Annotated in this window: 14 protein-coding genes; 10 read left to right on the top strand and 4 right to left on the bottom strand. The window is 73.1% G+C overall.

Features of this window, described 5'->3' with window-relative positions; translation table 11 throughout:
• Both QR78_RS18075 and QR78_RS32955 read left to right on the top strand, forming a co-directional pair.
• Positions 1-746: S41 family peptidase (locus QR78_RS18075; protein WP_048428950.1), on the top strand; the 746-nt coding region annotated here is incomplete at its 5' end.
• A gap of 83 nt (positions 747-829) precedes the next feature.
• Complete coding sequence (locus QR78_RS32955; RefSeq protein WP_082172079.1) at positions 830-1231, top strand: nuclear transport factor 2 family protein; 402 nt, start codon at positions 830-832, stop codon at positions 1229-1231.
• Positions 1232-1288: 57 nt separating this feature from the next.
• Here the strand turns inward: QR78_RS32955 and QR78_RS18070 are convergent, their stop codons facing one another.
• Together QR78_RS18070 and QR78_RS18065 are read right to left on the bottom strand one after the other, a co-directional pair.
• Complete coding sequence (locus tag QR78_RS18070; protein WP_048428949.1) at positions 1289-3475, bottom strand: primosomal protein N'; 2187 nt, start codon at positions 3473-3475, stop codon at positions 1289-1291.
• A gap of 90 nt (positions 3476-3565) precedes the next feature.
• On the bottom strand, positions 3566-3922 hold the full coding sequence (locus tag QR78_RS18065; protein ID WP_048428948.1) for a DUF2293 domain-containing protein: 357 nt from the start codon (positions 3920-3922) through the stop codon (positions 3566-3568).
• Positions 3923-4122: 200 nt separating this feature from the next.
• Between QR78_RS18065 and QR78_RS18060 the strand changes: the two genes are divergently transcribed.
• From QR78_RS18060 to QR78_RS18025, 8 genes are all read left to right on the top strand, one after another.
• Entirely contained in the window at positions 4123-4431 is a 309-nt protein-coding gene (locus QR78_RS18060; RefSeq protein WP_048428947.1) for a hypothetical protein, read from the top strand.
• A gap of 20 nt (positions 4432-4451) precedes the next feature.
• The gene (locus QR78_RS18055) at positions 4452-5426 is read left to right on the top strand and encodes an ABC transporter ATP-binding protein (RefSeq protein ID WP_048428946.1); all 975 of its coding nucleotides are present in this window, start codon (positions 4452-4454) and stop codon (positions 5424-5426) included.
• A 119-nt stretch (positions 5427-5545) separates the two neighbouring features.
• On the top strand, positions 5546-6376 hold the full coding sequence (gene trpA / locus QR78_RS18050) for a tryptophan synthase subunit alpha (protein ID WP_048428945.1): 831 nt from the start codon (positions 5546-5548) through the stop codon (positions 6374-6376).
• A gap of 50 nt (positions 6377-6426) precedes the next feature.
• The gene (accD, locus tag QR78_RS18045) at positions 6427-7383 is read left to right on the top strand and encodes an acetyl-CoA carboxylase, carboxyltransferase subunit beta (RefSeq protein WP_048428944.1); all 957 of its coding nucleotides are present in this window, start codon (positions 6427-6429) and stop codon (positions 7381-7383) included.
• A gap of 148 nt (positions 7384-7531) precedes the next feature.
• Positions 7532-8857 carry a bifunctional folylpolyglutamate synthase/dihydrofolate synthase gene (locus QR78_RS18040; protein ID WP_048428943.1) on the top strand — a complete coding sequence of 442 codons (1326 nt, stop codon included), beginning with the start codon at positions 7532-7534 and terminating at the stop codon, positions 8855-8857.
• A gap of 216 nt (positions 8858-9073) precedes the next feature.
• Positions 9074-9985, top strand: coding sequence for an outer membrane protein (locus tag QR78_RS18035; RefSeq protein ID WP_048428942.1), 912 nt, complete (start codon positions 9074-9076; stop codon positions 9983-9985).
• 133 nt (positions 9986-10118) lie between these two features.
• On the top strand, positions 10119-10925 hold the full coding sequence (locus QR78_RS18030) for an AraC family transcriptional regulator (protein ID WP_048428941.1): 807 nt from the start codon (positions 10119-10121) through the stop codon (positions 10923-10925).
• Positions 10926-10994: 69 nt separating this feature from the next.
• Entirely contained in the window at positions 10995-11813 is an 819-nt protein-coding gene (locus QR78_RS18025) for a methyltransferase domain-containing protein (protein WP_202972665.1), read from the top strand.
• Between the two features lie 10 nt (positions 11814-11823).
• On the opposite strand, the gene QR78_RS18020 is transcribed toward QR78_RS18025, so the two are convergent.
• Complete coding sequence (locus tag QR78_RS18020; RefSeq protein ID WP_048428939.1) at positions 11824-13164, bottom strand: sigma-54-dependent transcriptional regulator; 1341 nt, start codon at positions 13162-13164, stop codon at positions 11824-11826.
• The coding region (locus tag QR78_RS18015) for a sensor histidine kinase (RefSeq protein ID WP_048428938.1) at positions 13161-13769 on the bottom strand (609 nt) is incomplete at its 5' end. The genes QR78_RS18020 and QR78_RS18015, both read right to left, overlap by 4 nt.

The following is a 13769-nucleotide window of genomic DNA, read 5'->3' as shown; positions in this document are numbered from 1 at the left end:
CCAAGGACCGGCGGGTCGAGGTGGCCTTCGCCAAGCCGGACGGGACAGTCCTGCGCGAGCGCCGGGTGCCGGTGAGCCTGGAGCGCGAGCGCGACCTCGCCTTCGAGCGCTGGCGGCGCCGGCGCCGGGACGCGGTGGCGGCGCGCTCCTGCGGGCGTCTCGGCTACGTCCACGTCCGGGCGATGAACGCCGCCTCCTACCGCAGCACCTTCGCGGAGGTTTTCGGGCGCTTCGGCCGCGCCGAGGGGCTGGTGGTGGACGTGCGCTTCAACGGCGGCGGCAACCTGCACAACCAATTGCTGACGATGCTGTCGGGCCGGCCCTACCTCACCTTCGCGCCCCGGACCGGCCCGGTCCAGAGCGACCCGCGCGACCGCTGGAGCCGTCCCTCCGCCGTGCTCATGAACGGGGCGAGCTATTCCGACGCCTCGATCTTCCCGCAGGGCTACCGCGACCTCGGCATCGGTCCCCTGGTCGGCGAGCCGGTGGCCGGCACCGGCACCTTCGTCTGGTGGGTGCCCTCCCCGATCGTGCCGCGCCTCACCTACGGGTTGCCGCAGGTCCCGCTCTACCGCACCGACGGTACGCGGCTCGAGAATACCGACGTGCTGCCGGACCTCGCGATCCCCTCCGACCCCGCCGCCTGGGCGGAGGGCCGCGACCCGCAGCTCGACGCGGCGGTGGACCGGCTGCTCGGCGGGACGGGCGGGGCCTGCCGAGCGGTAGGGGCTGCGGCGCCGGGGTAACCCGAGGACAGGATGGGATCAGTCTGGCGATATGAGTGGCTCACTTCGATCTCTTGCGGGCAATACGAATTTGCTGAGCCAAGATGGCAGTGGAGATCAGGATGGCTTCGCCAAGCGAAATGGATCTCGTGAGGGGCTTGGAAGAACGTCTGCATGATCCCGCCATTCGTAGCTCGCCGGATAAGGTGGCCGCGCTCCTGGCAGATGATTTTCTTGAATTCGGAAGATCTGGCGCGGCATACGGGAAAGATGAAATCGTTCGCAGACTGGCCACGGAGCAGGGTCGCGAGCGATCGGAGCTGATCGCCTACGGATACGAGCTGAGGATCCTCTCTGCGGGCGTCGTGCTTTTAACCTATAGAACCGTTCGGAAGGTGGAAGGAGCGCCGGACCTGCACACGCTGCGCAGTTCAGTTTGGAAGCTGATAGACGGCAACTGGCAGATGGCATTCCATCAGGGAACGCCAACCGTTGCCAAAATCTAACGTCTGCCCACCACCCCAAGTGGTCCTCCGCGCGGTCAGGGTGTTTGGGTTTCCACGCTACAGAAAACTCTGCGGATCGACGTCGATCCCGACCCTGAGATTCCCCCGCGGCTTCGGCCCGCGGGCGAGCCAATCGCGCAGATAGCTCTGGAGGTCGATCTCGCGCTCGGTCTTGACGAGCAGGCGGAAGCGGTAGCGGCCGCGCACCAGCGCCAGCGGCGCTTCCGCCGGGCCGAGCACCATCACGCCGGGCGGCGGCTCGGCGACGCGGGCGAGCGCCCTGCCATGGGCCTCGGCCGCCTCGCGGTCGGTGCAGGAGATGACCAGCGCCGCGAGCCGGCCGAAGGGCGGCAGGCCGGCGACCTCGCGGGCGGCGGTCTCCTCGGAATAGAAGCGCTCGGCATCGCCCGAGATCAGCGCCGAGATCACCGGGTGCTCGGGCTGGTAGGTCTGGACGAGCGCCCGGCCCGGCTTCTCGCCGCGGCCGGCGCGGCCCGTCACCTGCTGGAGCAGCTGGAAGGTGCGCTCCGCGGCGCGGGGATCGCCGGAGGTGAGTCCGATATCGGCATCGAGCACGCCCACCAGCGTCAGGTGCGGGAAGTTGTGGCCCTTGGCGACGAGCTGGGTGCCCACCACGATGTCGCAACCGCCTTCGGCCACGGTCTGGAGCTCGGCCCGCAGGCGCTCGGCCCCGCCGGGAAAGTCGCTCGACAGCACGATCACCCGCTTGTCCGGGAAGGTGGCGGCGACCTCCTCGGCGATGCGCTCGACGCCGGGGCCGCAGGCGGTGAGGTTGTCGAAGGTGCCGCACTCGGTGCAGGCCTCGGGCCGGCGCTCGGCATGGCCGCAATGGTGGCAGACCAGCGCCCGGCGGAAGCGGTGCTCGACGAGCCAGGTCGAGCAGTTCGGGCATTGGTAGCGGTGGCCGCAGGCCCGGCAGAGCGTCAGCGGTGCGTAGCCGCGCCGGTTGAGGAAGAGCAGCGCCTGCTCGCCGCGCGCATTGGTCTCGGCGATGGCTGAGACCAGGCTCGGCGACAGGTAATGCCCGCGCGGCACCTTCTCGCGCCGCATGTCGATGGCCTGGATCTCCGGCAGGCGCCGGCCGCCGAAGCGCTCGGGCATCACCACCCGGCGGTAGCGGCCGCGCTCGGCATTGACCCGGGTCTCGATCGCAGGCGTCGCCGAGGCCAGCACCACGGCGGCGTGTTCGAGCTTGCCGCGCACCACCGCCATGTCGCGGGCGTGGTAGCACACGCCGTCATCCTGCTTGTAGGCGCCCTCGTGCTCCTCATCGACCACGATGAGCCCGAGGGTGCGGAACGGCAGGAAGAGGGCCGAGCGGGCCCCGACCACCACCTGCACCTCACCCGACGACACGCCCGCCCGGATCTTTTCGCGACGGCGCCCGCCGACGCCGGAATGCCACGCGGCGGGACGCACGCCGAAGCGCTTGGCGAAGCGGTCGAGGAACTGTGCGGTGAGCGCGATCTCGGGCATCAGCACGAGCGACTGCACGCCCCGGCGCAGGGCCTCGGCCACCACCTCGAAATACACCTCCGTCTTGCCCGAGCCGGTCACGCCCTCGAGCAGCGTCACCCCGCCCTCGCCCGCCGCCCCGCCGTCTCGCGGCGGCGCGGTGAGCGTGGCGATGAGCGCCCGGGCCGCCTCGGCCTGGGGTCCCGAGAGGGGATCGTGCGGGTGGTCGGGGTCCGGCGGCTCGGCGACCCGCTCGGGCGCCAGCGCCACGGTCTCGAGTACGCCGTCGTCGATCAGGCCGTCGACCACGCTGGCGCTGACGCCGGCCTCCAGGCTCAGCGCGCGCTTGCCGCGCACCGCGCCGTCGGCCGCCACCGCCACCACCTTGCCCCGGGCCGGGGTCATCCGGCTCGGCGGCATCCCGGTCGCCCGCACGCCGACCTTGGCGGTCTCGGTGCGGCTCTCCTCCGGCAGGCGCAGGGTCATGGCGAGCGCCAGGCCCTTCGGCGCCAGGGTGTAGCGGGCGATCCACTCGACGAGGCGGCGCAGCGCCGGGCTCAAGCCCTCGACGCCGACCCGTCCGCTGACGCGGCGCAGGTTCGAGCCCGCCCCGTCGCGCAGGGACCAGACCACGCCGACGGTCTCCCGCGGCCCGAGCGGCACCTGCACGACGTCGCCCTCCTGGAGGACGAGCTCGGGCGGCACGGCGTAGCTGTAGGCCTGGTCGAGGGCGAGCGGGATCAGGACGTCGGCGATCGGGGCGGTCATCGGGCTTCGAAGGTCGGGCGGGGCTGCCTCGTCATATAGGAACGGTCACGCCGGCTCGCCCCCAGAGGTTCCGGATCAAGAGATGCCGGATCAGGAGACGCCGGATCCTGCGGTCTCCTCGTCCTCGCCGATCCGCCGCCGCACGCCCCACTCGGCCAGCACGGCGTTGAGGTCGTCGAGGACGAAGTGGCGGGCGCTGTCCTGGTCGTAGCCCTCCTCCAGCAGGGAATCGTACTCGGTGAAGACGTGGCGGGCGTAAGCCACCATGCCGAGCCAGGCGGCGGTCTCGGGCGCGGCATTGCGCAGGCCGGTGCTCGCCAGCGCCTGATCGACGATCGCCTCCGATTCGAAGTCCGGCACCCGGGGCGCGAGGCGGGCGAGCGCCGCCTCCACCGCCTCGCGTCGGGTGGGGAGCGCCCGTGGCGCGGGATCGGGACGGCGGGTCATCGGGGCCTCCGGCGCGGGCGAGCGGGCGACCCTGCCGGAGCGGGCCGGTCCTGTCACTCCCCCGCCGCCGCGCTGCGAACAGGGCACGCGGATGCGCCGATCGGCGCCGGTGTCGCGCGCTGCGGAAACCGCATAAGGTGGGACGTCCGTTCTTCTTCACCGGCCTCCCGCGACGCGGCGGGCGGCCCCGAGACCCCGCCATGCGCCTCTTCCTCGCCAGCACCCTCCTCGCGCTCGCCGCCGGCACCGCCGCGGCGCAGACCGAGGTCCCCGCCCCGGCCGGCACGGCACCCCTGGGCGTGACCGCACCGGCGGCGAGCCCCGCCACGCCGGCAGGCCGGCGCCAGCCCCGCCGGGGCGACGCCGCCCAGGCGGCGGCGAGGCCCGAGGGGGTCAAGCCGGACGTGGCGGATTCCGCCCGCAAGGCGCAGGCCGCGACCGCCGCCCGCGACAAGGCCTGGGACGCCCGGATGAAGCGCACCCTCGGGTCGATCTGCCACGGCTGCTGAAGAATCCGGCGATCACCCCGATGATCCGCTTCGAGGGCGCGGCCAAGACCTATCCCGGGCAGGCCCGGCCGGCGCTCGACGCCTTCGACCTCACGGTCGAGGCCGGCACGACCTGCGTGCTGATCGGCCCTTCGGGCTGCGGCAAGTCGACGGCCCTGCAGATGGTCAACCGCCTGGTGGCGCCGAGCGCCGGCCGGGTGTGGGTCGAAGGCCGGGACGTGGCCGGGCTCGACCCGATCTCCTTGCGCCGGCGCATCGGCTACGTGCTCCAGGGCGTCGGGCTGTTTCCCCACCGCACGGTCGCCCAGAATGTCGCGACGGTGCCGGGCCTCCTCGGCTGGGACGCCCGGCGGATCGCCGAGCGGGTCGACGCGATGCTCGGCCTCGTCGGCCTCGATCCCGGCGAGGTCCGCGACCGGCGGCCGGACGCGCTCTCGGGCGGCCAGCGCCAGCGCGTCGGCGTCGCCCGGGCGCTCGCCGCCGACCCGCCGGTCCTGCTGATGGACGAGCCCTTCGGCGCCGTCGATCCCGTGGCCCGCGCCCGTCTCCAGGACGAGGTCCGGGGTATCCTCGTCCGGCTCGGCAAGACCGTGCTGATGGTTACCCACGACCTCGACGAGGCGGTGCGGATGGGCGACACGGTGGCGCTGATGCGCGAGGGGCGCCTCGTCCAGGTCGACGCGCCCGAGCGCCTGCTCGCCCGGCCGGCCGACGCCTTCGCGGAGCGTTTCATGGGCTCCGATCGATGGCTCCGGCGTCTCGCCCTGCTGCCGGCTCGCGACTACGCCGAGCCGGTGCCGGCGCGCGGCCACCCAGGGCCCGAGCCCGCCGGGGCGGCCGCGCCGCGTCTCGACCCCGGCGCCTCGCTCAGGGATGCGCTGGTCCTGATGCTGGCGAGCGGGCAGGCGCAGGTCGGCGTCGAGGGCGGCCGGGTGACGCTCGTGTCCCTGCGCCGGGCTGCCGGCGAGGCCCCCGCGGAAGCGCCGCCCGCCTGAAACTTTATCTGCGGCCCCCGATGGTGTAGGCGCGGCGATCCGTTTCGCCCGCGCGCGCCGCGGCGCGTCCCCATCGGGGCCCGCGTCGCCGCCCGGAGCCCGCCCCGAGGTCGCCCCCGATGACCACCCGTCTCGCCGATACCTTCGCCCGCTGCCGCGCGGAAGGCCGCGCCGCCCTCGTCACCTACGTGATGGCGGGCGATCCCGATCCCGAGACCTCGCTGCAGGTGCTGCGCGCCCTGCCGGAGGCCGGCGCCGACATCGTCGAGTTCGGCCTGCCCTTCACCGACCCGATGGCCGACGGCCCGGCGATCCAGGCGGCGGGCCTGCGCGCCCTGAAGATCGGCCAGACGCTCGCCGGCACCCTGGAGCTGGTGCGCCGCTTCCGGGCCGAGAACGCCGGCACGCCGGTGATCCTGATGGGCTACTACAACCCGATCTACACCTACGGCGTCGCCCGCTTCCTCGACGACGCCAAGGCGGCCGGCATCGACGGGCTGATCGTGGTCGACCTGCCGCCGGAGGAGGACGACGAGCTCTGCCTGCCGACGCTCGAGGCCGGCCTCGCCTTCATCCGCCTCGCCACCCCCACCACCGACGAGGCGCGCCTGCCCGCCGTGCTCGCGAACACCTCGGGCTTCGTCTACTACGTCTCGATCACCGGCATCACCGGCACGGCGACCCCGGATTTCGGCGTCGTGGGCAGCGCGGTCGAGCGCATCCGCCGCCACACCGACCTGCCGGTGGTGGTCGGCTTCGGCGTCAAGACCGGCGCGCATGCCGCGGCGCTCGCCCGCTCCGCCGACGGCGTGGTGGTGGGCTCGGCGATCGTCGACACCCTCGCCCGCTCCCTCGACGGCGAGGGCAAGGCCGGGGCGGGCTCGGTCGAGGCGGTGACGGCGCTGGTGCGCGAACTGGCGGCCGGCGTGCGCGCCGGTCGCGCGGGCTGAGCCGCATCCCCATCTAGAACCGTTACGATTCCGACGACCGAGGAGCGATCATGGTCGAGGCGATGAACTGGATCTCCGAGGTCGTGCGCCCGAAGATCAAGACGCTGTTCAAGCGCGAGACGCCGGAGAACCTCTGGGTGAAGTGCCCGGAGACCGGCCAGATGGTCTTTCACAAGGAGGTGGAGGCCAACGGCTGGGTGATTCCCGGCTCGGAGCACCACCTGCGCATCACCGCGCAGCAGCGCCTGAAGCTGATGTTCGACCAGGGCACCTGGCTCGACGTGCCGCTGCCCGACGCGCCGGCCGATCCCCTGAAGTTCCGCGACGAGAAGCGCTACGCCGACCGGCTCAAGGACGCCCGCGCCAAGACCGGCATGACCGACGCCTTCAAGGTCGGGTACGGCCGCGTCGCCGGCCTGCCGATGACGCTGGCGGTGCAGGATTTCGGCTTCATGGGCGGCTCGCTCGGCATGGCGGCCGGCGAGGCCTTCGTGCGCGGCGCCGAGACGGCGCTCGAGAAGCGTACCCCCTACGTGCTGTTCGCGGCCTCCGGCGGGGCGCGGATGCAGGAGGGCATCCTGTCGCTGATGCAGATGCCCCGCACCACCGTGGCGGTGCGCCGCCTCAACAACGCCCGCCTGCCCTACGTCGTGGTGCTGACGAACCCGACCACCGGCGGCGTCACCGCCTCCTACGCCATGCTCGGCGACGTGCACCTCGCCGAGCCCGGGGCGCTCATCGGCTTTGCCGGCCCGCGGGTGATCGAGCAGACCATCCGCGAGAAGCTGCCGGACGGCTTCCAGCGCGCCGAGTACCTGAAGGAGCACGGCATGGTGGACCAGGTGGTCCACCGCCGCGAGATGAAGACCACCATCGCGCGCCTGTGCGGCCTCCTGATGCAGGTGCCGGCTGCGTCCCTGGCCGAGGCGGTCCCCGAGCCCAAGGCCGAGGCCAGGCCCGAGCCGAAGGTCGAGCCGAAGCCCGAGCCCCGCGCCGTCCCGGCCTGACCCGGGCGCATCGCAGGATCGCGCCCCCGCTTCGTGCCGCGGGAGCCGATTTCGGCCTTGCCGTCCGCTCGCCCGGCCGTCGTATGATCCCCTCTCGCGCCCGCCGCACCGGCGGCGGGCCGGATGGAAGACCCCGCGGAAGACCCCGATGGAATCCTCCGACGCCTTGATGGCGCGCTTCCTGGCCCTGCACCCGCGCACCATCGATTTGTCGCTCGGACGGATCGAGCGCCTGCTCGCGGCGCTCGGCCACCCGGAGCGGCGGCTGCCGCCGGTGATCCACGTCGCGGGGACCAACGGCAAGGGCTCGACCATCGCCACGATGCGGGCGATCCTGGAGGCCGGCGGCCTCGCCGCCCACGTCTACACCTCGCCCCACCTCGTGCGCTTCCACGAGCGCATCCGCCTCGGCGCCGTCGGCGGCGGCCGCTTCGTGCCCGAGGACCGGCTGGCGGAAGCCTTCGCCCGCTGCGAGGCGGTGAATGCCGGCGCGCCGATCACGGTGTTCGAGATCACCACCGCGGCGGCCCTGCTGCTGTTCTCCGAAGCGCCCGCCGACGTGCTCCTGCTCGAGGTGGGTCTCGGCGGCCGGGTCGACGCCACCAACGTCATCGACCGGCCGGCCTGCGCCGTGGTGACGCCGATCGGCCGCGACCACGCGGAATATCTCGGCGACACCGTCGAGGCGGTGGCCGGCGAGAAGGCCGGCATCTTCAAGCGCGGCTGCCCGGCGGTGATCGCCCCCCAGGACTACGCCCAGGCCGACGCGGTGCTCTGCGCCCGGGCCGAGGCGGTGGGCGCGACGCCGATCCTCGTCGGCAACCAGGATTTCTCGGCCCACGAGGAGCGCGGCCGGCTGGTCTACCAGGACGAGGACGGGCTCCTCGACCTGCCGCGGCCGCGGCTCGCCGGGCGCCACCAGATCGTCAATGCCGGCACGGCGATCGCGGCCCTGCGCGCCGCCGGCTTCGGCGACATCGGCACCGAGGCCTTCGAGGCCGGGCTCGCCGCCGTCGAGTGGCCGGGCCGGCTCCAGCGCCTGCGCCAGGGCCGCCTCGCCGGCCTGCTCCCGCCGGGCTCGGAGCTCTGGCTCGACGGCGGCCACAACGTCGATGGCGGGCGCATCCTCGCCGCCGCGATGGCCGACCTGCAGGAGCGGGGCGACGCCCCCCTCGTCCTCGTCTCGGCGCTCCTCGGCACCAAGGACGCCGAGGGGTTCCTGGCCAATTTCAGCGGGCTCGCCCGCTTCCTGGTGGCGGTGCCGCTCGCCGGCCAGATGGCGGCGCGGCCGCCCGAGGAGGTCGCCGAGATCGCCGGCCGGGCGGGCCTCACGGCCGCGACGGCGCCGAGCCTGGAGGCGGCCCTCACCTCCTTGAGCGACCGGGCCTGGGAGCGCCCGCCCCGGGTGCTGATCTGCGGCTCGCTCTACCTCGCGGGGGCGGTGCTCGCGGCGAACGGTACCCCGCCGGTCTGAATCCGGGATCCCCGTCCGGCGGACGGGCCTCTGCCCGAATTCGCGCCACCGGCGCCCGGTGGATCCCCTGGATGGTTTGCCGGCAGGCTTGACATTTCCCTCGGAAGCCCGGCCGCCGGCCGTGTCGTTGCCTGTCCGATGTGACCTAACTGCTACATCGTGCGCCACGGAAATGGTCTAGCTTGGTGTCGATAGGGGAACCTGCTGGGGACCATCATGAAGAAACTCCTGAGTGCTTTCGCTGCCTTCACCGCGCTGACCGCCGCTGCCTCGGCCGCGGACCTGCCGCGTCGCGTTGCCCCGCCGCCGGTCTTCACCCCGGTGCCGGTCTTCACCTGGACGGGCTTCTACGCCGGTTTCAACGCCGGTTACGGCTTCAACACCGCTGACACCCGCGCCCCGACCGTCGTCGGCGTGCCGGCCGGCGCCACCGCCGCCAGCAGCGTGTTCGTGACCGCCGCCGGCGCCCCGACCACCGGCGTCCTCGCCTTCGGCAACCGCAACAGCAACGACGGCTTCGTCGGCGGCGGCCAGATCGGCTACAACTACCAGTTCACCCCGGGCTCGGGCGTGGTCGTGGGTATCGAGGCCGACGCCCAGTACGTCGACTTCGGCCGCAGCCGCAACCAGTATGCCTTCGCCACCGTCGCCGGCGGCGCCATCAACCCGGGCACCCTGGTCTTCAACCCGAACGGCATCTCGGGCCTCGACTTCTTCGGCACCGTCCGTGGCCGCCTCGGCTACGCCTGGGACCGCACCCTCGTGTACGCCACCGGCGGTTTCGCCTACGGCTCGGGCGGCGGTCGCGACTTCGGCCTGCCGAACAGCTCGCGCGACAACTTCCAGACCGGCTGGGCCGTCGGCGGCGGCGTCGAGTACGCTCTGCCCACCGACTCGTTCCTGAACTTCTTCCGTTCGTCGGCCGTGACCCTCAAGGTCGAAGGCCTGTACGTGAACCTGGATCAGGGCAACCGCAACAACGGCGTGTTCGCTCAGACCGTCAACGGCACGCAGTATTCGGTGTTCTCGCCGGGCGTCGTGTCGGTCGGCCCGGCCAACCTGTACCGTCGCGAGACCGAGTTCGCGGTCGTCCGCGCCGGCCTGAACTACAAGTTCGGCTCGTACTAAGACCCGACTTTCCGTCCTCGCGACGGAGCGGAGCCCGGCCTCACGGCCGGGCTCTTCGCGTTTTCGACGCCCTTGGCAGTGGATCCTGGCAGTGGATCCTGCCGGCGGATCGCGGGTGGGGAAGCCGGCACGCATGCGGGACGAGCGGCACAGGGCGCGGCAGCACCGCAGCGGCCTGCCCGGCCTCGAGGCGGTCTCTGTCTCGTCCGACCGCGCCTTTCCGCGCCACGCTCACGACCAGCTCGGCTTCGGCGTCGTGGTGGCCGGCGCTCACCGCTCCTGGAGCGGCCTCGGCGCCGTCGAGGCGGCGGCCGGCGACCTCATCACCGTCAATCCGGGCGAGATCCACGACGGCGTGCCGGTCCGCTCGGCCGTCCGAACCTGGCGGATGGTCTATCTCGACCCGTCCCGCCTCGCCGACCTTCTCCCGGAGGAGCGACGCAAGGGTGTCGAACTCGCCCGTCCGGCGCTTCGCGATCCGGCCCTCGCCACGGGCGTCATCGGGCTCTTCGGACTGTTCGCGATGGACCGGCCCGATCCCCTCGCGGTCGAGCAGGACCTCGTCCGGGTCCTCGTGCCGCTGTTTGCCCGCTACGGCAGCCGCCCGGCTCCGCGCCGCGGTCCGCCGCCGCTCGTCGCCCGGGCGTTGCGGCGGCTGGAGGAGGCGCCCGCAGAGGCCGTGACCCTCGCCGAACTCGCCGGGCTGTCGGGGGTCAGCCGCTTCCAGCTGCTCCGCGGCTTTGCCCGGTCGGTGGGGACGACGCCGCACGCCTACCTGATCCAGCAGCGCGTCCGCCTGGCGCGCCGCCTCCTCGCGGCGGGATCCGGGCCCGCGGCGGCCGCGGCGGAGGCGGGCTTTGCCGACCAGAGCCACATGACCCGCGCCTTCGTCCGCCAGTATGGGGTCACGCCGGCCCGCTACCGCGCCGCCCTCGCCTGAAGCCGCAATCGCGTTCAAGACCCCCGTCGCCGCTCCGGGCGAGGATCGTCCCCGACCGGGAGGATGCGGATGGGACGGGACCACGACTACGTTCACGGCTACGCGGCGGCGGAACAGGCGCGCCTGTGGGACCAGGCAGCGACGCTGGAGTCGCGGCTGCATCGCGGCGCCCGCTATCCCGCCGGCGGCACGGTGCTGGAGGCGGGCAGCGGCGTCGGCGCCCAGACGATCCCGCTCCTGCGGCAGAATCCCGACGCGGTTCTCACCTGCGTCGACATCGCGGCGGCCTCTCTCGCGGAGGCGCAGACGCGTATCCGGGCCGCCGGCCTGCCCGTGCCGGCGCTGCGGCAGGCCGATCTCAAGGCCCTGCCCTTCCCGCGGGCGAGCTTCGATCATGCCTTCGTCTGCTTCGTGCTGGAGCACCTTCCCGATCCCCCGGCGGTCCTGGCCGAGTTGCGCCGCGTGGTGCGGCCGGGCGGGAGCCTGACGGTGATCGAGGGCGATCACGGATCGATCCTGCTGCACCCGGAGGACGCGGCGGCGCGGGCCGCCATCGCCTGCCAGGCGGCGCTGCAGCGCAGGGCGGGCGGCGATCCGGAGATCGGGCGGCGGCTCTCGCCGCTCCTGCGGCAGGCCGGCTTCGCCGATATTCGTGTTCTGCCGCACCTCGTCTACGCCGATGGCACCCGGCCGGACCTTGCCGAGGGCTTCGTGCGTCGCACCTTCGCGGCGATGGTGGCGGGCATCCGCGACGAGGCGATCCGGGCCGGGCTCACCGACGGGCCGGCCTTCGATGCGGGCCTCGCCGCGCTCGACCGCGCGGCGGGGCCGGAGGGCAGCTTCGCCTATACCTTCTTCGAGGTCACGGCTTTCGTGCCGCCGGCCTGACGAGCTTGCCTCAGCGGTAGTCGTTCGGGTCGAGGCCGTGGCGGGCGATCTTGTCGTAGAGGGTCTTTCGCGGGGTGCCGAGCGCTTCCGCCGCCACCCGCACGTCGCCGCCGGCCATGATCAGCTCATCGCGGATCAGGCCGCGCTCGTGGCGGTCCATCTGCTCGGCCAGCGTCGCGGGCTTCGCCGGCTCAGGCACGGCCGGGCCGGTCGGGTTGAGGCCCAGCGCGCAGCGCTCGGCGAAATGGCCGAGCTCGCGCACGTTGCCGGGCCAGTCGTGCCGGCTCAGGTGCTCGCGGATCGACGGGGTGACCGGCGGCGGCTCGCGGTTGAAGCGGGCGGCGGCCTTGCGCAGGAAGTGCTCGAACAGGAGCGCCACGTCCTCGCGCCGCTCGCGCAAGGGCGGGATCGCCACCGAGACGACGTTCAGGCGGTAGTAGAGGTCGTCCCGGAACGTCCCTTGCGCGACCGCCTGGCCGAGGTCGATCTTGGTGGCGGCCACCACCCGCATGTCGACGGGCTGGACCGCGTTGGTGCCGAGGGGCTCCACCACCCGCTCCTGCAGCACCCGCAGGAGCTTGACCTGGATGGTGAGCGCCATGCTCTCGATCTCGTCGAGGAACAGCGTGCCGCCGTCGGCATGCGCGATGCGCCCGACCCGCTTCTTGAGCGCCCCCGTGAAGGCGCCGGCCTCGTGGCCGAACAATTCGCTCTCGACCACGGTGTCGGGGAGCGCGCCGCAATTCATGGCGACGAAGTTGCCCTTGGCGCGCCGGCTCCAGCGGTGGAGCGCGCTCGCCACCACCTCCTTGCCCGAGCCGGTCTCGCCCAGCACCATCACGTCGACATCGGCCTCGGCCACCTCGCGCACGAACTGGCGCAGGCGGGTGATCGCCGGCGAGACGCCGAGGAAGGCCGGGTCCTCCGCCACCGCGGCGTCGAGGCGGGAGCGCAGGGAGCGGTTCTCGATCACCAGCTTGCGGCGCTCGAGGGCGCGGCGCACCGAGGCGACCAGCGTCTCGGCCGGGTAGGGCTTGGCCAGGAAGTCGTAGGCGCCGGCCCGCATCGCCCGGACCGCCATGGTGATGTCGCCGTGGCCGGTGATCAGGATCACCGGCAGCTCGGGATCGGCCTCCTGCAGGGCGGAGAAGAGCCCGAGCCCGTCGAGCCCCGGCAGGCGCACGTCGGTGACGACGACGCCCGGCGGATCGGCGAGGACCGCCCGCAGGGCCGATTCGGCGTCGGCATGGGTCTCGACGGAGAAGCCCGCGAGGTCGAGGCTCTGGCCGTTGGCCCGGCGCACCTCCTCCTCGTCGTCGACGAAGACCACGCGGTCGGACGGTGCGCTCATGCGGCGGCTCCCTCGGTTCCGGGTTTCTGGTGGTGGCCGGGCACGGCCGCGGCGGGGGCGAGCGGCAATTCGACCCGGAACGACGCGCCGCCCTCCGGCGAGGCGCCGGCCGAGAGGGTGCCGCCGCATTCCTCGACGATGCCGCGCGAGATCGCGAGGCCGAGGCCGAGGCCGCCGGTCTTGGTGGTGAAGAAGGCGTCGAACACCTGGGCGCCCCCCTCGGGCAGCCCGCCGCCGTTGTCGCCCACCTCCAGCACCGCGCGCTCCCCCGCGACCCGCACCGTCACGGCGATGCGCGGCGCGTCGACGCCCGCGACCGCGTCGAGGGCGTTCTGCACCAGGTTGACCACGACCTGCTCCAGCCGCGGTCCTTCCCCGAGGACATAGGGCGAGGGCTCGGGCAGCGCGAGGGCGAGGTCGATCCCGCCGAGGCGCCCCTCCACCACTTCGAGGCTCGTGCGCACCACGCCGGCGAGCGCCACCGGATCGCGCCGGCCCGAGGCCTTGCGGGCAAAGCCCTTGAGCTGGCGGGTCAGGACCGCGATGCGCTCGGTCAGGCGGCCCACCGCCGCGAGGTTCTCGGTCGCCTCCGGCAGCCGCTCGCG

The sequence above is a fragment of the Methylobacterium indicum genome (assembly GCF_001043895.1).
Classification (GTDB): domain Bacteria; phylum Pseudomonadota; class Alphaproteobacteria; order Rhizobiales; family Beijerinckiaceae; genus Methylobacterium; species Methylobacterium indicum.
The sequence above is the reverse complement of the archived record's forward strand: the minus strand, read 5'-3'. Positions and strand labels throughout refer to the sequence as shown.

What these genes read in the sequence shown, in the direction of transcription:
- QR78_RS32955 (WP_082172079.1), top strand. Translation starts at nt 830, where the DNA reads ATGGCAGTGGAGATCAGGATGGCTTCGCCAAGCGAAATGGATCTCGTG.
- QR78_RS18035 (WP_048428942.1), top strand. Translation starts at nt 9,074, where the DNA reads ATGAAGAAACTCCTGAGTGCTTTCGCTGCCTTCACCGCGCTGACCGCC.
- QR78_RS18055 (WP_048428946.1), top strand. Translation starts at nt 4,452, where the DNA reads ATGATCCGCTTCGAGGGCGCGGCCAAGACCTATCCCGGGCAGGCCCGG.
- QR78_RS18060 (WP_048428947.1), top strand. Translation starts at nt 4,123, where the DNA reads ATGCGCCTCTTCCTCGCCAGCACCCTCCTCGCGCTCGCCGCCGGCACC.
- QR78_RS18020 (WP_048428939.1), bottom strand. Translation starts at nt 13,164, where the DNA reads ATGAGCGCACCGTCCGACCGCGTGGTCTTCGTCGACGACGAGGAGGAG.
- QR78_RS18070 (WP_048428949.1), bottom strand. Translation starts at nt 3,475, where the DNA reads ATGACCGCCCCGATCGCCGACGTCCTGATCCCGCTCGCCCTCGACCAG.
- QR78_RS18030 (WP_048428941.1), top strand. Translation starts at nt 10,119, where the DNA reads ATGCGGGACGAGCGGCACAGGGCGCGGCAGCACCGCAGCGGCCTGCCC.
- QR78_RS18065 (WP_048428948.1), bottom strand. Translation starts at nt 3,922, where the DNA reads ATGACCCGCCGTCCCGATCCCGCGCCACGGGCGCTCCCCACCCGACGC.
- trpA (WP_048428945.1), top strand. Translation starts at nt 5,546, where the DNA reads ATGACCACCCGTCTCGCCGATACCTTCGCCCGCTGCCGCGCGGAAGGC.
- accD (WP_048428944.1), top strand. Translation starts at nt 6,427, where the DNA reads ATGGTCGAGGCGATGAACTGGATCTCCGAGGTCGTGCGCCCGAAGATC.
- QR78_RS18040 (WP_048428943.1), top strand. Translation starts at nt 7,532, where the DNA reads ATGGAATCCTCCGACGCCTTGATGGCGCGCTTCCTGGCCCTGCACCCG.
- QR78_RS18025 (WP_202972665.1), top strand. Translation starts at nt 10,995, where the DNA reads ATGGGACGGGACCACGACTACGTTCACGGCTACGCGGCGGCGGAACAG.